Source organism: Acidovorax sp. GW821-FHT10E04 (assembly GCF_059415185.1).
In genome coordinates, this window is sequence record NZ_JBWKMT010000008.1 from 232,418 (window position 1) to 250,995 (window position 18,578).

Sequence of the window (18,578 nt, forward strand, 5' to 3'; positions counted from 1 at the left end):
AATGGCCTCTGGCGCTTACTGGTAAGGCGCTGGCAGCTATTAAATTGGTAGTAAGCGCTGGTCGACCTGCTTCTCAAAGAAAGCTGAATATGGATTTGCAGATTGCCCTGCTGCTGGGGCAGGACGGCATTGTCAATGGCGCCATCTACGGACTGATGGCGCTGGCGCTGGTGCTGGTTTTTTCCGTGACCCGGGTGATCTTCATCCCCCAGGGCGAGTTCGTGGCCTTCGGGGCGCTGACCATGGCCATGATGCAGGGCGGGCGCATTCCCGCCACGCTGTGGCTATTGCTGGGCATGGCCGCCGTGGTGCTGGTGGTGGAGGTGGTGCGCTTTCAGCGCGGCAGCCCGGTGAACTGGCCCGCCACCGTGGTCTGGTGCCTGGTGCTGCCGCTGCTGGCCACAGCGCTGATCCTCGGGCTGCGTCCGACTTCGCTGGGCATGCAGGCGCTCACCACGCTGATCCTCATCACGCCCATGGGGCCGCTGCTGTACCGCCTGGCGTATCGCCCGCTGGCCGATGCCACGGTGCTGATGCTGCTCATCGTCTCGGTGGCGCTGCATGGCGTGCTGGTGGGCCTGGGCCTGTTGTTCTTCGGCGCCGAAGGCTCGCGCACGCCACCGTTCTCGGAGGCGCGCTTCGACCTCGGCGGCATCCCCGTCTCGGGCCAGTCGCTGGTGGTGCTGGGCGTCACGCTGGCGCTGGTGATGCTGCTGTTCCTGTTCTTCGGCCGCTCCATGGTGGGCAAGGCGCTGCGCGCCACGGCCCTCAACCGCGTGGGGGCGCGCCTCATGGGCATCCCCACCGAACTCTCGGGCGACGTGAGCTTCGCCCTGGCCGCGCTGATCGGTGCGGTCTCGGGCCTCTTGATCGCCCCGCTCACCACCGTGTACTACGACACGGGTTTCCTGATCGGCCTCAAGGGCTTCGTCGCGGCCATCGTGGGCGGCCTGGGCAGCTACCCCATGGCGCTGCTCGGCGCGCTGATCGTGGGCCAGCTGGAGGCCTTTGCATCGTTCTGGGCCAGTGCCTACAAGGAGGTTCTCGTGTTCACCCTGATCGTGCCCGTGCTGTGGTGGCGCTCGCTCAACAGCCGCCATGTGGAGGATGAGGAATGAGCGCGCCCGTCAAGACAGACATGGCTGCCGGCACACACGATGCAGGCACATCGCGCGGAATCGCCACGCGCACCCAGCTCACGCTGGCCGCCGTGGCGCTGCTGGCCCTGTGCTGGGGCTTCCTGCCCGACTTCACCGTGGTCATGCTCTGCTACATCGGCCTGTACGCCATCGTGGCGGCGGGCCTGGTCATGCTCACCGGCGTGGGCGGCATGACCTCCTTCGGCCAGGCGGCCTTCGTGGGCGTCGGTGCCTATGCCACGGCCTGGATTTGCACGGCGCCCGCGTCGGTGCAGGCGCTCTCGGGCCTGGTCGGCATGGCCGGCCTGCCCTGGGTGGGGCTGGTGCTCGGCCTGGTGATCACCTTCGCGGTGGCCTGGGGCCTGGGCTCGGTCACGCTCAAGCTGTCGGGCCACTACCTGCCGCTGTGCACCATCGCCTGGGGCCTGTCGCTGTACTACCTGTTCGGCAACATGGAATTCCTGGGGGGGCAGACCGGCATCACCGGCGTGCCGCCGCTCGTCGTGGCGGGCTTCTCGCTGGCCTCGCCGCGCGCCATCGGCGTGCTGATCTGGGCGGTGCTGCTGGTGTCGCTGTGGCTGCTGCACAACCTGCTCGATTCGCGCGAGGGCCGCGCCATCCGCGCGCTCAAGGGCGGGCGGGTGATGGCCGAGTCCATGGGCGTGGACACGGCGCGCTACCGCATCAAACTCTTCGTGCTGGCGGCGCTGCTGGCGGCGATCTCGGGCTGGCTGTATGCGCACCTGCAGCGCTTTGTCAGCCCCACGCCGTTCAACCTCAACATCGGCATCGAGTACCTGTTCATGGCCGTGGTCGGCGGCGCCGGCCACCTGTGGGGCGCGGTGCTGGGCGCCACCCTCATCACCCTGCTCAAGGAAAAGCTGCAGGACGTGCTGCCCTCGCTGCTGGGCACCAGCGGCAACTTCGAGGTCATTGTCTTCGGACTGCTCATGGTCTTCGTGCTGCAGCGCTTTGCCGACGGCCTGTGGCCCACGCTGAACCGCCTGAGCGAGCGCTGGCTGCGCCGCGAGGCGCCGCGCGCGGTGCGCGAGGCTGCACAGCTGGGCCAGCGTACCTTGCCCGCGGCCGGCACGGTGCTGCTGCAGGCGCGCAACGTGACCAAGCGCTTCGGCGGCCTGGTCGCCAACAACAATGTCTCCATGGACGTGAAGGCCGGCGAGGTGCACGCGCTGATCGGCCCCAACGGCGCCGGCAAGAGCACCTTCTTCAACATGATCTCGGGTGTGGACGACGCCACCGAGGGCGAGGTGCGCCTGGTGGACCAGGCCATGCTGCGCCGCCCCTCGCGCGCCTTCGCCCGCCTGGGCATGGCGCGCACCTTCCAGCACGTGCGCCTCTTGGGCCAGCGCAGCGTGGTCGAGAACGTCGCCCTGGGCGCGCACCAGCGCGCCCACCGCGGCTGGATCGCCTCGATGCTGCGCCTGGACCGCGCCGAGGAAGCCGCCCTGCTGGCCGAGGCGCGCCGCCAGATCGAGCGCTGCGGCCTGGGTGCCCATGCCGACGCGCCCGCCGCCTCGCTGGCCCTGGGGCAGCAGCGCATCGTCGAGATCGCGCGCGCCCTGGCCGGCCAGCCGGCCATCCTGCTGCTCGACGAACCCGCCGCCGGCCTGCGGCATCTGGAAAAGAAGGCCCTGGCCGACCTGCTGCGCCAACTGCGCGCCGAGGGCCTGGGCATCCTGGTGGTGGAGCACGACATGGAGTTCGTGATGAACCTGGCCGACCGCATCACCGTGCTGGAGTTCGGCACGGTGATCGCCGAGGGCACGCCTGCCCAGGTGCAGAGCAACCAGCGCGTGCTCGATGCCTACCTGGGCGGTGCCGACGACGACCTGCCCGCCGCTGCCGCCACCGAAGGAGCCCGCGCATGACCGCCTTGTTGCAACTGCAGGACCTCTCCGTGTCGTACGGCCCCGTGGAGGCCGTCCACCAGGTCCGGCTCGACGTGAACGAGGGCGAGATCGTCACCGTGATCGGCCCCAATGGCGCCGGCAAGACCACGCTGCTGTGCGCGGCCATGGGCCTGCTGCCTGCCACCGGCTCCATCACCCTGGCCGGCGAGCGCATCGCCCGCCCCAGCGTGGAAGCCATGGTGGCGCGCGGCGTGGCCCTGGTGCCCGAAAAGCGCGAGCTGTTTGGCGAGATGTCGGTGGAGGACAACCTGCTGCTCGGTGGCTTCTCGCGCTGGCGCAAAGGCCAGCGCGACCAGGCGCAGCGCATGGAAGAGGTGTTCGGCATCTTTCCGCGCCTGCGCGAGCGCCGCGTGCAGCTGGCCTCCACGCTCTCGGGCGGCGAGCGGCAGATGCTGGCCATCGGCCGTGCGCTGATGGCCCGCCCGCGCCTGTTGATGCTCGACGAGCCCTCGCTCGGCCTGGCCCCGCTCATCGTGCGCGAGGTGCTGCAGGTCGTCTCCTCGCTGCGCCAGCACGGCGTGTCGGTGTTGCTCGTGGAGCAGAACGCCCGCGCCGCCTTGCGCGTGGCCGACCGCGCCTATGTGCTGGAGATGGGCGCCGTGGCGCTCACGGGCGCCGCGCAGGACCTGCTCAACGACCGCCGCATCATCGACACCTACCTGGGCATGGGAGGGGCGGCGCACGCCCGGGCCGAAGCCCATTGAAAGTCCCGAGGACCGCCGCGCAGCGCAGCGACCGTCCTGTTTCGCCCTTTCGCAGGCCTTGGGGCTGCGGAAGGGCTTTTGCGTTGTGAAGATCCATGAATACGACAGGAGACAAAGCATGAAGACAGGCGTTCAGCCAGGGTTGGCACGCAGGGCGTTTTTGCGTTCGGGTGGGGCATTGGCCGCGGGGCTGGCGGGCACGGCCTGGGCCCAGGACAGCGCGGGCGTGACCGACAGCGAGATCGTGATCGGCCAGTCCTGCCAGCTGAGCGGCCCGCTCGCGGCGCTGACCAGCGAGGTGCGCCAGGGCGCGGCCCTGTATTTCGACCATGTGAATGCCTCGGGCGGCGTGCGCGGCCGCAAGATCCGCGTGGTCGCCCTCGACGATGCCTACGACCCCAAGAAGGCGGCCGAGAACACGAAGAAGCTGATCGACGAGGACAAGGTGCTCGCGCTGTTCCAGTACGCGGGCACCCCGCCCGCGCTGGCCGCCCTGCCGATCGCCGAGGAGCGCGGCGTGCCCTTCATCGCGCCGTTCACGGGCTCCGACGGCCTGCGCCAGGCCAGCAGCCGCTACGTGTTCAACATCAAGGCAGGCTATGCGACCGAGCTCGATGCCACCGTGAAGCAACTGGCCTCGGTGGGCATCGCGCGCATCGCGGCGGTCTACCTCAACAACCCCTTCGGCACGGGCGGGCTGGCCTCGGTCGAGAAGTCGGTCAAGAACCACAAGGTGGAACTCGTGGCCCAGGCCCCGCTGGAGGTGGATGGCTCGAAGATGGCGGACGCCGTGGCCTCGGTGGCCAAGACCACGCCCCAGGCCATCATCGTCATCAGCGCGGGCAAGCCCAGCGTGGATTTCGTCGATGCCTACCTGGCGGCCGGGCACCGCTCCACCTTCTACATGCTCTCGGTGATCAGCAACGCCCAGCTGGTCAAGGCGCTGGGCGAGCGCGCGCGGGGCGTGGTGGTGTCGCAGGTCGTGCCCTCGCCGTGGAACCAGAGCATGCCGATCTCTCGCGAGTTCCAGACCCTGGCCAAGGCCAAGGGCATCACCGAGTACACCTTCAGCCAGATGGAGGGATTCATCTCCGCCCGCTTCCTGGTCGAGGCGCTGCAGCGCGCGGGCGCCAAGCCCACGCGCGCAGGGCTGGTGCAGGCCATGGAGTCGATGAAGAGCGTGAACCTGGGCGGCTACCCCGTGGAGCTGTCGGCCACGCAGCACAGTTCGGGCAAGTTCGTGGATCTGCTCATGATGGGCCGCGACGGCCGGTTCACCAAATAGGCCGCACAGGCAGCACGCGCTGCTCAGGAGTTGAGCAGCGCACCTCCCTCGGAGGCTTCCAGCAAGCGCGTGAGCAGCGGGTGCATGACCTTGCGCGCGTTGTAGATCAGGTGGAACTGCTCCTGCACGTCGGGCGTCGTGCCCACCTGCACCAGACCATGGGTCTTGAGCAGATGCGCGCCCACGGTCACGGGGGCCGGCATCACCCCCATGCCCGTGGCGGCAAAGGTGCTCAGCAGGGCACTGTCCTCGAATTCACCGGCAATGCGCGGGCGAATGCGTTCGCGCTCCAACCAATGGTCCAGGCGCGCGCGCATGGCGGCATGGTCGGTAGGCAGCAGCACGGGCACCACCGCCAGGCTCTGCGGAAACTGCCGCGCCGCCGCTTCGGCCCACACGGGTGGGGCATACCAGGCCACGGCGCTCGTGCCCAGCAGCTGGCTGGTGGTCTTGAGGGCCGGGTTGGGCGGCGCGGCGCGGTCGGCCAGCACCGCGTCGAGCTTGTGCAGCGCGAGCTCGCCGAGCAGCGGCTGGAACTCCCCCTCGTGGCACAGCAGGCGCAGGTGGGGCTCGTCGAGCACGGGCGTGAGCAGCCGGTGCATGGCCAGCTTGGCGATGCCGTCCGAGATACCCAGGTTCAGCCGCAGCGTCTGGCCGCTGGCGGCCTCGCGCACGCGGTGGGTCAGCTGCTCGCCCAGGGCAAAGATGTGGTCGGCCTCGTGCAGCGCGGCCACGCCGGCCTCGGTGAGCACCAGGCTGCGCCCCTCGGTGCGCAGCAGGCTGGTGCCCAGGGCCTGCTCAAGGGAGCGCACCTGCGCGCTGATGGTCTGCACGGCCATGTCCAGCCGCTCGGCGGCGCGCGCGATGCCGCCCTCCTTGGCGACCACCCAGAAGTAGTACAGGTGGCGGTAGTTGAAGCTCTGGCTCATGGTCTTGCGTATCCCAATGGGTTGAAGGGGTATCGGTGCAGGAACTGGTTGGTTCGTAAAAACCGAACAAATAGTATTGTGAAGGCAGGTTTTTAAGATGCAAAAGCATCCCTACAGTGCGGGCTTGTCCTGAATGCCAACCCATTGCACCGGAGAGAACCCATGCGCCAAGCCGCACCCCTTCCCCTGTCCGCCCCGACCCCGGGCCTGCCACCCCTGCCGCGTTCGCGGCGCTGACGCCGTCGCGCGAAGGAGCAAGACTTCATGGAAACGATCGGAACCTGGTGGATGTGGGCGGGCTTTGCCGTCTTCGTGGTGGTGGCCATCGGCATCGACCTGCTGGTGATGGAGCGCCAGGGCGCGCACAAGGTCACGATGAAGGAGGCCGTGCGCTGGAGCCTGCTGTGGTTCTCGCTGGCCTTCGTGTTCGTGGGCATCCTCTGGTGGTACCTGGACGGCAGCCAGGGCCGCGAGGTGGCCAACACGGTGTCGATGCAGTTCATCACCGGCTACCTGGTGGAAAAAAGCCTTTCGGTGGACAACATCTTTGTGTTCCTGATGCTGTTCAGCTATTTCGCCGTGCCGCCGCAGTACCAGAAGCGCGCGCTCATCATCGGCATCATCGGCGCGATCGTGCTGCGCACGCTGCTCATCCTGGCAGGCGCCTGGCTGCTGGCCACCTTCCACTGGCTGCTGTACGTGTTCGGCGCGTTCCTCGTGGTCACGGGTGCCAAGATGTGGTTCGCGGCCGGGCAGGAGCCCGACATCGCGACCAACCCCGTGCTCAGGTTGCTGAAGAAGCGCATCCGCATCACCGACCAGTTCGACGGCGAAAAGCTCTCCACGCTGGTCCAGGGCGTCAAGCACTACACCCCGCTGTTCGTGGTGCTGGTGCTCATCGGCACCACCGACATCATCTTCGCGGTGGACAGCATCCCGGCCATCTTCGCCATCACCAGCGACCCGTTCATCGTGCTCACGGCCAACATCTTCGCCATCCTGGGCCTGCGTGCGCTGTACTTCCTGCTGGCGGACCTGGCCGACCGCTTCCACCTGCTGGCCTATGGCCTGGCCCTGGTGCTGGTGTTCATCGGCGGCAAGATGCTGCTCATCGACCTCGTGAAGATTCCGATCGGCTACGCGCTGCTGGTCACGGCATCGCTGATCGCGGGTTCGATCTTCCTGTCGCTGCGCAACTCGGCCCCGGGCGCCCACAAGCCCCTGGCATCGCCATCCAAGGACTGAAGGGAGTAGGAGACCATGCAATTGCTCGATGCCATCATGCTCTGTGTGCTGGTGGGCCTGGTGGGGGCGACGGTGACGGCGTACCGCGCCGGCAATGAGCGGCGGGACGTGCGCCTGCTGGCGGGCCTTGCCGCCCTGTGGGGCGCCGGCACGGCCGCGGCCCTGGCGTGGAGCTGATCAGGGTGGTGATGCAGATGCTGTGCACCCTGCGCCGCTGGTTGCGCGGCCTGGAACCCCGGGCCCGCGTGCACCTGGACCGGGGCTGGCTCGCCCGCTTGCGGCCCTGGCTGGAGCGGCGCGAGCTGTTCCGCTTTCAGCGCCAGCCGCTGGCGCGCGGTGTGGCGGCCGGCATGTTCTGCGGGCTCATTCCCGGCCCGCTGCAGATCCCCGGCACCCTGCTGGTGTGCGCGTGGCTGCGCGGCAACGTGGTGGCGGGCGGCGTGGCCACCTTCTATACCAACCCGTTCACCACCGTGCCGCTGTATGCCCTGGCCTTCTACCTGGGCGCGCTGGTGATGCCCGGCACGCAAACCCTGCCGCCATGGAGCAGCGTGGCGCCGGGCGGCGATTTCTCCGTGCAGGCGATGGCGGCCTGGATCCAGGCCCTGGGCACGCCACTGCTGGTCGGCCTGCCCACGCTGGGATTGCTGCTCGCGGCGCTGGGTTACGCCGTGGTGCAGGTGCTGTGGCTGGCCCCCGCCCTGCAGCGCAAGCGCCGGCTGGCGCGCTGCCGCTCAGCCGCCGCGTAACGGACGAATCGGCGCTGCTCGCTTTCCGAAGCGCGAAATCCCGCAGATCCTGGAGTCCACGGGCAGCGAAACCGGCGCGCTGCTATCGCCAGTGCCACCGCGGGACTGGCTTGGCCAGGCCGCAGGTGGCGTCCCCCTGAGGGGGAAGCGGCGCAGCCGCTCAGGGGGCTCAATCCAGCTTGACGCCCACCTTGGTGATCACACGCCCCCACTTCTCGCGTTCGGCGCGCGCGAAGCTCCCCATCTGCGCGGCGGTGCCGGGCAAGGGTTCGACACCCAGGGCCTGCAGGCGCGCACGCGTGCGCGTGTCGGCAAGGGCGGTTTGAAGGGCCTTGCTGAACTGGGCCACCGCCTCGGCCGAGGTGCCATGGGGGGCGACCAGCCCCTGCCACGCAAAGCCCTCGAAGCCCTGCAGGCCCTGTTCGGCAATGGTGGCCACGTCGGGCATGGTGCCCACGCGCTGCGGGCTGGCCACGCCGATGGCCTTGACCTTGCCGGCGGCAAGGAACGGGTACACGGTGGCGCTGTCGATCCACATGGCCGGGACCTGGCCGCCGATCACGTCCTGGATGGCCGGTGCCGCACCCCGGTAGGGCACGTGCGTGAGCCTGAGGCCGCTTTGCTCGCGGAACAGCTCGCCCACCAGGTGGTGCGGGCTGCCGGGCCCGGCCGAGGCCCAGTTCACGCCGTCGGGCAGGCCCTTGGCCCAGGCCATGAACTCCTTGAGGTTCCTGGCGGGCACGTTGTTGGACACCACGAGGAACATGGGGAAGCGCACCAGCAGGCCCACGGGCTGGAAGTCCTTCTCGGCGTTGTAGCTCAGCTTGCTGAACAGGAACGGGTTGGCGGCCAGCGTGGCGAAGTCGGCCGAGAAGATCAGGTTGCCGAAGTCCTTGTTGCGCGCGCTGTACTCGGCCGCGATGTTGGTGCCCGCGCCGGGCTTGTTGTTGATGACGATGGGGCGGCCCAGCGTGGCCGACATCGACTCGGCGATGGTGCGCGCGACGATGTCCGAGCCGCCGCCGGCGGCATAGCCCACCACCCATTCCAGCGGCTTGGTGTCCTGGGCATGGGCCTGGGGGAGGGTGGTGGCCAGGGCCAGCCCGGCAAGGGTGGCGAGGAAGTGTTTGCGCAGCATGGTGTCGTCTCCGGGGTGTCGTCAAAAGAATCGGGCAAAGCCGGGGCTTGCACCGTCCGTGCGGTGCCGAAGCCCCGGGGGGCGGATGGGGTGCGGGGGCGCGGCTAGGCCGCCAGGGCGTGCGTGGGCACCACGGGCGTGATGGCCTGGGTGGCGCGCCGGTCTGCCAGAGGCATCGCGGCGCCGCGCGCCAGCTGCAGGGCATGCAGCAGCGTGGCCTGGTCGCCGATGTGGTTGGCCAGCAGCAGCACGAGGCGGGCGTTCATGGCGTGGCTCTCGGGCGTGGACAGGCCCTGGTGCGCAGCGATCAGCGCCTCGTAAAAATCGTCGCAGGCCTGCAGGTGGGGCTGGGTGTTGAGCATGATGAAGGTGTTCCTTGTCAGGGGGCCGGCGCCGTGGCGTGGGCCAGGGCGGCACGCACCGCCGCTTCGGTGGGGGTGCGCCAACGTGCGCACACATGCTGGTCGGGGCGCACGAGGTACACGGTGCGTGGCTGGGCATCGAGCCGCTGCGCGGCCAGCGCCTGGTGGTCGATCACGTCGATGCCGATCTGCAGCACCCGCACATGGGCCAGGTCCCGGGCCCAGGTGGGGGCGGGGCCAAACACCAGCAGCGTGAAGTCCGGCCCCAGCTCTCGCAGCAGCCACGTGGGGCGGCCCTGTTTTGTCAGGGGAGCGTCGAGCAGCACCGCACCGGGCACCTGCGTGCCCGCGAAGGTGTCGGCGTCGGGCGTGTTCAGCGGCGACTGGTGCAGCGTGGCCGGCACCGACAGGCGTCCGCTGTTGACGATGCGGCGCGCAAACGCATGCTCGCGCGCCAGGTGCAGCGCGGCATCGCGGAACAGGCGGCTCACCTCGCTCTTGGGCGTGATGAAGTCGGTGGCGCGCGTGGAGTTGCACAGGTTCTCGTCCGCCGCGTACTCGCGCTCGGGCCCGTAGGTGGCCAGCAGGGCAGGGCCCACCCGGCCCTTGAGCACCCAGTCCAGCTTCCAGGCCAGGTTCTCGGCATCCTGCACGCCGCTGTTGGCGCCGCGTGCGCCAAAGGGCGAGACGCCATGCGCGCTGTCGCCCGCGAAGACCACGCGGCCGTGCACGAACTGGTCCATGCGCAGGCAGGCAAAGGTGTAGACACTCGCCCAGTCCAGCTCGAACTGCGCATCCGCGCCCAGCAGCGCCTGCACGCGCGGGATGATGTTCCCGGGCTTCTTTTCTTCTTCCGGGTCGGCGTCCCAGCCCAGCTGGAAGTCGATGCGCCACACGTTGTCCGGCTGGCGGTGCAGCAGCACGCTCTGGCCGGGGTGAAAGGGCGGGTCGAACCAGAACCAGCGCTCGGTCGGGAAGTCCGCATCGCCCGCCAGCTTCACGTCGGCGATCAGGAACCGGTCCTGGAAGATGCGGCCCTTGCTTTCCAGTCCCATCATCTGGCGCAGGGGCGAACGCGAGCCGTCGCAGGCGGCCACCCATTGCGCATCCACCTGGTAGGGGCCTTCGGGTGTGTCGATGCTGAGCAGGGCGCCGTCGTTGCGTGCGGCCACGGCGGTCACCTTGTTGTGCCAGCGGATGTCGATGCCGGGCAGCTGCAGCGCGCGCTCCACCAGGTAGGCCTCGGCGTAGTACTGCTGCAGGTTGATGAACGCGGGGCGCTCGTGGCCTTCTTCGGGCAGCAGGTTGAATTCGTAGAGCTGCTCGTCCTTGAGGAACACCTTGCCCACGTTCCACGACACGCCCTTGTCCGCCATGCGCTGGCCCACGCCCAGGCGGTCCCAGATCTCCAGCGTGCGCTTGGCGAAGCAGATGGCGCGCGAGCCGATGGAGAGCTTGTGGTCGTTGTCCAGCACCACCACGCGCTGGCCGCGCTGGGCCAGGTCGATGGCGAGCGACAGGCCCACGGGGCCCGCACCCACGACCACGATGGGGTGCGGCGCGGGCGCGGCGCTGTCCTGGTCGGGCGAGCGCACGTAGCCGAAATCGATGGCCTGCACGTCCGGGCCGCTCGCGTGGAACGCCTCGGCAGGAATGTCTCTGGGGTTCATCTTTTGTCTCCTTCAGCCTCAGTGGCTCAGCCTTCCAGAGATTTCCACATCTGAATGTCGCGCTCGGCCGTCCAGATGCGCGGGTCGGGGTACTGCGTGGCCTCGTCGTAGGCGCGGGTCACGTCGAACGGCATGCAGTGGTTGAAGATCACCCAGTGGCCGTACTTGGGTTGCAGCTTCGCGAAGGTGGCCTCGTACACCTTGCGCAGGTCCTCGCCTTGGGCGGCGCTGGCCTTGACGCTTTCGTACAGGTCGCTGATGAAGGCGCGCGTGCCCGCCAGGCCCGCCTGCACCTGCTCGGGCGTCTGCAGCGCGGCGCCCCGGCCGGGCACTAGCTTCTCGGGCTTCAGGGCGGCCAGGTTGTCCAGGGTCTGCGGCCAGTCCTGGAAGTACGCATCGCCCGCATACGGCGTGGCGTCGAACTCCACCAGGTCTCCGGAAAAGAGGATTTTTTCCTGCGGCAGCCAGGCCACCGTGTCGCCCTTGGTGTGGCCCCGGCCCAGTTGCAGGATCTGCACTTCCACGCTGCCCAGCCACAAGGTCATCTTCTTGTTGAAGGTCATGGTCGGCCAGGTCAGGCCCTCGGGCACGCTCTCCACGTTCTGGAACAGGCGCGGAAAGCGGCCGATCTCGCTGTCCTTGTCGAACTGGCCGCGCTCCACGATCAGGTCGCGCGTGTCTTCGCTGGCGATGATGTGCTCGGCACCGTAGGCGCTGGCACCCAGCACGCGCACGGCGTGGTAGTGGGAGAGCAGCACGTACTTGATGGGCTTGTCGGTGACTTCGCGGATGCGGCGGATCACGTCCTGCGCCATCACCGGCGTGGCCTGCGTGTCGATGACCATCACGGCGTCGTCGCCAATGATGATGCCGGTGTTGGGGTCGCCCTCGGCGGTGTAGGCATAGGCGTGGTCGGAGAGCTTGTCGAAGCTCACCTTCTTCACTTCGAGGTCGGCGGCGGAGGCAAAGGTTTTGACGGTGCTCATGGTGTAGATTTGTTAATGATGAATGCGTTTGTCTAAACGGAATGTGTTGATGTTAGGCAAGAAATTCGTTCATGTCTAATGCATTTGTTTAGGTGAAAACCCGAAGAGGCGTGCCTTGCCGCCAGGCGTGGACAATCGGGCCCATGCCCATCACGACCCCCGACCTGCCCCTTGCCGATGACGAAGACACGCCCCGCAGCCCGCGCGGCATCCAGAGCGTGGAGGTGGGTGGGCAGTTGCTGAAGGTGCTGGCGCGCACCGGCCGGCGCATGGCGCTCAAGGACCTGGCCCGCGCGGCGGACATGACGGCCGCCAAGGCCCATCCCTACCTGGTGAGTTTTGGCAAGCTGGGCCTGATCGAGCAGGACGCCGTGAGCGGCCACTACGGCCTGGGCCCCTTGGCCATGCAGCTGGGCCTGATCAGCCTGCAGCAGGTGGACCCGGTGCGCCTGGCCATCGCCGAGCTGCCCGCGCTGGCCCAGCGCATCGGCTACACCGTGTCGGCCTCGGTGTGGGGCGACAGCGGCCCGACCATCATCCGCGTCGAGGAAGGCCCCACGGCCGTGTACGTGGCCATGCGCCACGGCACCACGGCCTCGGTGCGCCACACGGCCACGGGCAAGGTGTTCGCGGCCTTCGGGTCGCGCGAACGCGCCGCCGCAGCCTTGGCGGCCGAAGGGTTCGCGGGCGCGCTGGATGAACCCGCGTTCGCGGCCGAACTGGAGGCGGTGCGCACGCACCAGATCAGCGAGGTGACCGACCAGCTCCTGCCCGGCATCAGCGCGCTGGCCACGCCGGTGTTTGACGGGTTCGGGCAGCTGGTGCTGTGCCTGGCGGTGATCGGGCCCAGCGCCACGCTGCGGACGGGTCCCGCCAGCCCGGCGGCGCGGCATCTGCGCGAGGCCGCGCGGAGCCTGTCACAACGGCTGGGGGCGCCGGTGAGCTCCGCCTAGTGCGCCAGGGCGTTCAGGCGGTTGCGCGCCCCAGCGCCTGGTCGATATCCCACAGGATGTCGTCCACATCCTCGATCCCCACCGACAGCCGCACCATGTCCGCGCTCACGCCCGCGCGGGCCAGCTCTTCTTCGCTCAGCTGGCGGTGGGTGGTGGAAGCGGGGTGGATCACCAGCGTCTTGGCGTCGCCGATGTTGGCCAAGTGGCTCAGGAACTCGCAGGCGTCGATGAACTTCTCGCCCGCCGCCGCGCCGCCCTTCACGCCAAACGTGAGGATGCCCGAGGCCCCGGGCGTACCGTCCACGGCGCGGAACTGCTTTTGCGCCAGATCGAAGTACGGCGAATCCGCCAGACCCGGGTAGTTGACCCACGCCACCTGCGGATGGCCTTGCAGAAACTTCGCCACGGACAGCGCATTGCGGCAGTGCTCGCGCATGCGCAGGTGCAGCGTCTCGGCGCCCTGCAGCAGCTGCCACGCGTTCATGGGCGAGAGCACGCCACCGAAGGTGCGGTTGACCTCCATGCGCGCCTTCATGGTGTAGCCGAAGTCGCCGAAGGTCTCATAGAACTTCACGCCGTGGTAGGCGCGGCTGGGCTCCACCATCTCGGGGAACTTGCCGTTGTCCCACGGGAACTTGCCGCCCTCCACCACCACGCCGCCCATGGTCGTGCCGTGGCCGCCGATGTACTTGGTGGCGCTGTGCACCACGATGTCGGCGCCCAGGGCCAGCGGGTTGCACAGGTAGGGGCTGGCCACCGTGTTGTCGATGATGAGCGGCACGCCGTGCGCATGCGCCACCTCGGCCACGGCCGCGATGTCGAGCACGTTGACCAGCGGGTTGCCGATGGTCTCGCCGTACACGGCGCGGGTGTGGGGGCGCATGGCGCGGGCAAAGTTCTCGGGGTCGGCCGGGTCCACGAACGTGGTCTCGATGCCGAGGCGGCCAAAGCCCACGCCGAGCTGGCCCACCGTGCCGCCATAGAGCGTGCTGGCCGCCACGATGTGGTCGCCGGTCTTCAGGATGGCCAGCAGCGCCGCCATCTGCGCGGCCATGCCGCTGGCGCAGGCCAGCGCCGCGCGGCCGTTCTCCAGGCTGGCGATGCGCTCCTCGAACACGGCCACCGTAGGGTTGCTGATGCGGCTGTAGACGTTGCCGAAGGTCTGCAGGTTGAACAGGCTGCTCGCGTGTTCGGCGTTGTCGAACACGAAGCTGGTCGTCTGGTGGATCGGCGTGGCGCGTGCGCCGGTCACGGGGTCGGGCTGGGCGCCGGCGTGGATGGCGCGGGTGCCGAAGCCGAAGTCGCGGTCGGCGCCGGAGGGGTGGTCTGATGAGGACATGGTCTTGAATGAAATTGGCCGCAAGCGCTTGATGGGCAAGCGCTGACTGCTATGAATTTGCTAGTAAGGCAGTTGCCGCAGGCGCTTGGCGCTGATGACGCGCGTGTTCACGCCCATCCAGCCCAGGCCGCCAAACAGCCGCGCGTGCTCGATCTTCACGCAGCGGTTTTCGACCACCTGCAGCCCGGCGGCCTCTGCCTGCAGGCGGGCGGCCTCGTTGAACACGCCCAGCTGCAGCCACAGGCAGCGCGCACCGATGGCGATCGCCTCCTCGGCCAGCGGGGGGATGTCCTCGCTCTTGCGAAAGCAGTCCACCATGTCGATGCGTTCGCCCCGGGCCGCGAGCGCCCGGGCGGCATCGGCCACGCTGGCGTAGGCCGTCTCCCCCAGAATCTGCCCGCCCTCGCGCGCGACGAGCGGATTCACCGGCACGATGCGGTAGCCATGCGCCTGCATGTACTTGGCCGCGAAATAGCTGGGCCTGTGCCATTGGGGCGACAGTCCCACCACCGCAAGGGTGCGGCAGTGCGTCAGAATATCGCGCAGGGTGCTGATGGTGTCGGGCGTGCGTGTCATACATGGCAGTGTATGGGGACGGACTGCTGCGGCGCCAGAGCACCGTTGTCCATCCACACTGTGGCCCCGCCCCAGATTCCGAGGAGATCCCGTGCAGAACCCCCCACGCGCTCGCCGCGCCACTGGCCTTGTGGCCGCCGCCGTTGTCCTGTCCACCGTTGCCCTGAGCGCCTGCACGCCGCCCCGCGCGCCCGATGTCCCCAAGGTCCAGCGTGTCACGACCTACGCCTGTGACCGTGGCCCCATGCTGGTGGTGCACTGGCCCGCCCAGCCCGATGGCCCGGCGCTGCTGGAGATCAACGGCCGCACCGTGCCGCTGCAGCCTGAGCGTGTGGTCACCGGCTTTGGGTACGGCGACGGTGGCACCTACATCCGTGGCCAGGGCAACACGATGTTCTTCCAGGCGCCCCGTGTGCTGCGCGTGAACTGCGTGGCGCGCTGAGCCGAGCCCGCCACACTCGTAAAAACTGGCGCGCTCCCCGCACCAGTGCCACCGTGGAACTGGCTCCGCCAGGCCACCGGTGGCGTCCCCCGCCGGGGGAAGGCGCGCAGCGCCTCAGGGGGGCTTCCTACTTGTACTTGATGCTGCAGCCATAAGGCTGTGTCGTCGCCGCCGAGATCGGCTTGCCCGCCAGCGCCTCCGACAGCCCCACCTTCACGTAGTTGGTGGCCTTCTCGATGTCGGCCGGCCGGGCCGAGGGGATACTGTCGATGCCGCCCGCATAGACCAGCACGCCCTGCGGGTTGACGATGTACAGGTGCGGCGTGGTGCGCGCGCCATAGCTTTTGCCCACGGTGCCCTCCTCGTCCATGAGCACGGCGGTGGGCACGGCCTTGCGCTCGGCGAGCCAGGCCGTGAGTTTGGCGGGCTCCAGGTAGTCGCTGCTGGCCTTCTCGGTGGAATTGACCGCCAGCCACACCACGTTCTGGCCAGTGGCGTGCTTCTGCGTGGCGGGCATGTTGCCGCTGTCGTAGTGCTTGCGCACGAAGGGGCAGCCGGGATTGGTCCACTCCAGCACCACATGTTTGCCCCTGAAGTCCGACAGGCGCACCGTCTTGCCGGCGGCGTCCTTGAGCGTGAAGTCCGGGGCGGGCTGGCCCACGGTCGCGGCGGCCTGGGCACCCAGCGCCACCAGCGCGGCGGTGGCAATCAACGTACGGCGAAGCATCTTCATGGCGGACTCTCCTGAAGGGTTGGCTGTCGATGGAAAAGAAACGGGGTGAAAACCTCTACAACTGGGCAATGGTGGAGCGCACCTCGTCCACGCTGAGCACCTCGGTCAGCACCACGGGCGGCTTGCCGGGCCGGTAGAACACGTACACGGGCACGCCGCTGCGGCCCAGCGCCGCCAGCGCGGCGGTGATGTCGGGGTCGCGGCGCGTCCAGTCCGCGCGCAGCAGGGCCACGTTCCTGGCCTGCAGGTCGGCGATCACGTCGGCGTCGGCCAGCGTGGTCTTCTTGTTGTATTGGCAGGTCACGCACCATGCGGCGGTGAAGTCCACGAACACAGGGCGGCCCGTGGCCACGATCTGCTCGGCCGCGCCGGGTGCCCAGGGCTGCCAGCCGTTGGCGGAAACCTGCGGGGCGGCCTGCGTGGCGGGCATGGTGGTGATATGCGGCGCAAAGGCCCAGACCAGCAAGGCCATCGCCGCGATGGACACACTGGCCATCCACACGCGCGCGCGGCCCGCCAGCGACAGCGCCCACACCACCAGCGACAGCCCCACCAGCAGGATCAGCAGCGCACCGGCGCCGTCGATGCCGCTTTGCTGGCCCAGCACCCACACCAGCCAGACCACGGTGGCCAGCATGGGGAAGGCCATGAGCTTGCGGAAGGTGTCCATCCACGCGCCGGGGCGCGGCAGCGCGCGGGCCACGGCGGGGATGAAACTCGCGGCCAGAAACGGCAGCGCCAGGCCCAGGCCCAGCGCTGCGAACACGGCCAGCGCCTGCGGCGCGGGCAGGGTGGCCGTGAGGCCCAGCGATGCGCCCATGAATGGTGCGGTGCAGGGTGATGCCACGGCCACGGCCAGCACGCCGGTCAGGAAGCTGTCGGCCACCGGGTGGCGCGCCTGCAGGCTGGCCACCGAGGACGGCAGGAACTGCCCGAACTCGAACACCCCCGCCAGGTTGAGCGCGATCAGCGTGAACAGCGCCGCCAGCGAGGCCACCACGGCCGGCGACTGCAGCTGAAAGCCCCAGCCAATGGCCTCGCCCGCCGCGCGCAGGCCCAGCATGAGCGCGCCGAGCAGCATGAACGACAGCACCACGCCCGCCGCGTAGGCCATGCCGCTGAGCCGGTGCGCGCGGCGGTCCTGCGCGTGCCGGGTGAAGCCCACCACCTTGATCGCCAGTACGGGGAACACGCAGGGCATGAGGTTGAGGATGAGGCCGCCGAGCAAGGCACCCAGCAGCGCCGCCGCGAGGGTGAGTGGCGATGCGCCGGAGCCTGCGGCCGACGCCGCTGCTCCTCCCGCTTGCGCTGCATTGGCCTTGAGCGCGGCCTCCAAGGCGGGCGACACGCTGGCCACCGAGGCCGCGGGGGGCCAGGTGCCCAGCACCTTGAGCTCGGCCCGGTAGCCGGTGCGGGTGTCGGGGCCGGTGGCGTGCGCGGCCATCTGCTCGGCCAGCACCACGGGCATCAGCGTGGGGCTGTTGCTGCGCTGGGCAGACAGGGGAATCTGCGCGGTCCAGACGGTGCCGTTCCAGGCCTGCTTCCAACTGGCGGCGTTGTCGATGACCTCGGCGGTTTCGGGGAACAGGTCCAGCGTCTTGCCCCGCAGCGCCACGGGCAGGCCCTGCACGCTGACCTGCAGCGCATTGCCGTCGGAAATCTGCGCCTGGCTGTCCGGCACGATGCCGCCGGTGCCCGCCAGCACGGGCCGGGGCTGCGCCTGGGCGGCCGCCTCGAACGCGGCGCCGTTCAGGGCCGTGGTGCTGCGCAGGGGCAGCTGCAGCGTGAATTCGCCCTCTTCGGGGATGCACTCCTTGCGGCAGACAAGCCAGGATGCGCGCAGCTTGATCGTGGCGTCCCTGGCGAGCGGCCCGGCGGCAAAGCTGCCGGCCACCGTGACGGGCACGGGCAGCAGCACCGTGCCTTCATAGCCGTAGTTGGCCAGGGTGCCGATGGGGATCTTGCGGGGCAGGGGCCAGGCGATCTCGCCCGCGTCCAGGCCGGCGGGCAGCGTCCAGGCCAGGTCGGTGGGCAGGCCGGAGTCGCCGGGGTTCTTCCAGTAGGTATGCCACTCGGGCTGGTGGGTGATCGAGAGGCCCAGCCACAGCGGCTGGCCGGGCGCTACGCCCTGGGGGGCATGGGCCATCAGCTCGGCCCGCACATACGGCGTGGTGACCACGCTCGTGCCTTGGCCGCTGGTTTTGGGGCTGAATTGGGCGCTAGCGCTTGTCCATACAGCGCTGGCGGCTATGAAAAGCAGAGTGACTGCAAGGCGGTGGAGCAGGCGTTGGGGCATGGTTGCAGTGTGGGAGCAGGCGCGGCGCCGTTGGTTCCGGCGCCCGGCCGTCCATTCAGTGAATCCGCCATTGTGCGCGGGACCGCCCTCCCTCTGGAACG

18 protein-coding genes are annotated in these 18,578 nt (G+C 69.0%); 9 read left to right on the forward strand and 9 right to left on the reverse strand.

The features are described from left to right. Positions 1–89: 89 nt before the first annotated feature. From AC07OC_RS23765 to AC07OC_RS23780, 4 genes are all read left to right on the forward strand, one after another. Positions 90–1,118, forward strand: coding sequence for a branched-chain amino acid ABC transporter permease (locus tag AC07OC_RS23765; RefSeq protein WP_218296910.1), 1,029 nt, complete (start codon positions 90–92; stop codon positions 1,116–1,118). Continuing rightward, positions 1,115–3,028, forward strand: a complete 1,914-nt coding sequence (locus tag AC07OC_RS23770) for a branched-chain amino acid ABC transporter ATP-binding protein/permease (RefSeq protein ID WP_494602404.1) — start codon at positions 1,115–1,117, stop codon at positions 3,026–3,028. Before AC07OC_RS23765 ends, AC07OC_RS23770 begins: the two co-directional genes overlap by 4 nt. Further along, on the forward strand, positions 3,025–3,774 hold the full coding sequence (locus AC07OC_RS23775; protein WP_218341295.1) for an ABC transporter ATP-binding protein: 750 nt from the start codon (positions 3,025–3,027) through the stop codon (positions 3,772–3,774). Before AC07OC_RS23770 ends, AC07OC_RS23775 begins: the two co-directional genes overlap by 4 nt. 118 nt (positions 3,775–3,892) lie before the next feature. Next, positions 3,893–5,059 carry an ABC transporter substrate-binding protein gene (locus tag AC07OC_RS23780; protein ID WP_218341296.1) on the forward strand — a complete coding sequence of 389 codons (1,167 nt, stop codon included), beginning with the start codon at positions 3,893–3,895 and terminating at the stop codon, positions 5,057–5,059. Between the two features lie 23 nt (positions 5,060–5,082). On the opposite strand, the gene AC07OC_RS23785 is transcribed toward AC07OC_RS23780, so the two are convergent. Beyond that, positions 5,083–5,988 (reverse strand): LysR substrate-binding domain-containing protein, encoded by a 906-nt coding sequence (locus AC07OC_RS23785; RefSeq protein ID WP_218341297.1) that lies wholly within the window; start codon positions 5,986–5,988, stop codon positions 5,083–5,085. 264 nt (positions 5,989–6,252) lie between these two features. On the opposite strand from AC07OC_RS23785, the gene AC07OC_RS23790 reads away from it, so the two are divergent. From AC07OC_RS23790 to AC07OC_RS23800, 3 genes are read left to right on the forward strand one after another with little or no spacing between them, the layout of a single operon-like run. Beyond that, complete coding sequence (locus AC07OC_RS23790; RefSeq protein ID WP_218296915.1) at positions 6,253–7,233, forward strand: TerC family protein; 981 nt, start codon at positions 6,253–6,255, stop codon at positions 7,231–7,233. A gap of 15 nt (positions 7,234–7,248) precedes the next feature. Further along, positions 7,249–7,410 (forward strand): hypothetical protein, encoded by a 162-nt coding sequence (locus AC07OC_RS23795; protein WP_218296916.1) that lies wholly within the window; start codon positions 7,249–7,251, stop codon positions 7,408–7,410. Beyond that, positions 7,401–7,982, forward strand: coding sequence for a DUF2062 domain-containing protein (locus tag AC07OC_RS23800; RefSeq protein ID WP_369643521.1), 582 nt, complete (start codon positions 7,401–7,403; stop codon positions 7,980–7,982). The genes AC07OC_RS23795 and AC07OC_RS23800 overlap by 10 nt, the downstream gene beginning before the upstream one ends. Before the next feature lie 169 nt (positions 7,983–8,151). On the opposite strand, the gene AC07OC_RS23805 is transcribed toward AC07OC_RS23800, so the two are convergent. The 4 genes from AC07OC_RS23805 to AC07OC_RS23820 form a co-directional block, all read right to left on the reverse strand. Continuing rightward, positions 8,152–9,120 carry a Bug family tripartite tricarboxylate transporter substrate binding protein gene (locus AC07OC_RS23805; protein WP_218296917.1) on the reverse strand — a complete coding sequence of 323 codons (969 nt, stop codon included), beginning with the start codon at positions 9,118–9,120 and terminating at the stop codon, positions 8,152–8,154. A 104-nt stretch (positions 9,121–9,224) separates the two neighbouring features. Continuing rightward, the gene (locus AC07OC_RS23810) at positions 9,225–9,485 is read right to left on the reverse strand and encodes a DUF2783 domain-containing protein (RefSeq protein WP_218297010.1); all 261 of its coding nucleotides are present in this window, start codon (positions 9,483–9,485) and stop codon (positions 9,225–9,227) included. Positions 9,486–9,499: 14 nt separating this feature from the next. Next, entirely contained in the window at positions 9,500–11,152 is a 1,653-nt protein-coding gene (locus AC07OC_RS23815; RefSeq protein ID WP_218341298.1) for an FAD-dependent oxidoreductase, read from the reverse strand. A gap of 26 nt (positions 11,153–11,178) precedes the next feature. After that, positions 11,179–12,138 (reverse strand): MBL fold metallo-hydrolase, encoded by a 960-nt coding sequence (locus AC07OC_RS23820; protein WP_218296919.1) that lies wholly within the window; start codon positions 12,136–12,138, stop codon positions 11,179–11,181. Between the two features lie 143 nt (positions 12,139–12,281). Between AC07OC_RS23820 and AC07OC_RS23825 the strand changes: the two genes are divergently transcribed. Continuing rightward, on the forward strand, positions 12,282–13,091 hold the full coding sequence (locus AC07OC_RS23825; protein ID WP_218341299.1) for an IclR family transcriptional regulator: 810 nt from the start codon (positions 12,282–12,284) through the stop codon (positions 13,089–13,091). Positions 13,092–13,104: 13 nt separating this feature from the next. Here AC07OC_RS23825 and AC07OC_RS23830 read toward each other — a convergent pair whose 3' ends face one another. After that, positions 13,105–14,430 carry an O-acetylhomoserine aminocarboxypropyltransferase/cysteine synthase family protein gene (locus AC07OC_RS23830; RefSeq protein ID WP_218341300.1) on the reverse strand — a complete coding sequence of 442 codons (1,326 nt, stop codon included), beginning with the start codon at positions 14,428–14,430 and terminating at the stop codon, positions 13,105–13,107. Between the two features lie 60 nt (positions 14,431–14,490). Further along, complete coding sequence (locus AC07OC_RS23835) at positions 14,491–15,006, reverse strand: CoA-binding protein (protein ID WP_218341301.1); 516 nt, start codon at positions 15,004–15,006, stop codon at positions 14,491–14,493. A gap of 91 nt (positions 15,007–15,097) precedes the next feature. On the opposite strand from AC07OC_RS23835, the gene AC07OC_RS23840 reads away from it, so the two are divergent. Continuing rightward, positions 15,098–15,448 carry a hypothetical protein gene (locus tag AC07OC_RS23840; RefSeq protein WP_218296924.1) on the forward strand — a complete coding sequence of 117 codons (351 nt, stop codon included), beginning with the start codon at positions 15,098–15,100 and terminating at the stop codon, positions 15,446–15,448. Positions 15,449–15,575: 127 nt separating this feature from the next. Here the strand turns inward: AC07OC_RS23840 and AC07OC_RS23845 are convergent, their stop codons facing one another. Further along, positions 15,576–16,181 carry a thioredoxin family protein gene (locus AC07OC_RS23845; RefSeq protein WP_218341302.1) on the reverse strand — a complete coding sequence of 202 codons (606 nt, stop codon included), beginning with the start codon at positions 16,179–16,181 and terminating at the stop codon, positions 15,576–15,578. 55 nt (positions 16,182–16,236) lie between these two features. Further along, complete coding sequence (locus tag AC07OC_RS23850) at positions 16,237–18,477, reverse strand: protein-disulfide reductase DsbD family protein (protein ID WP_218341303.1); 2,241 nt, start codon at positions 18,475–18,477, stop codon at positions 16,237–16,239. Between the last annotated feature and the right edge of the window lie 101 nt (positions 18,478–18,578).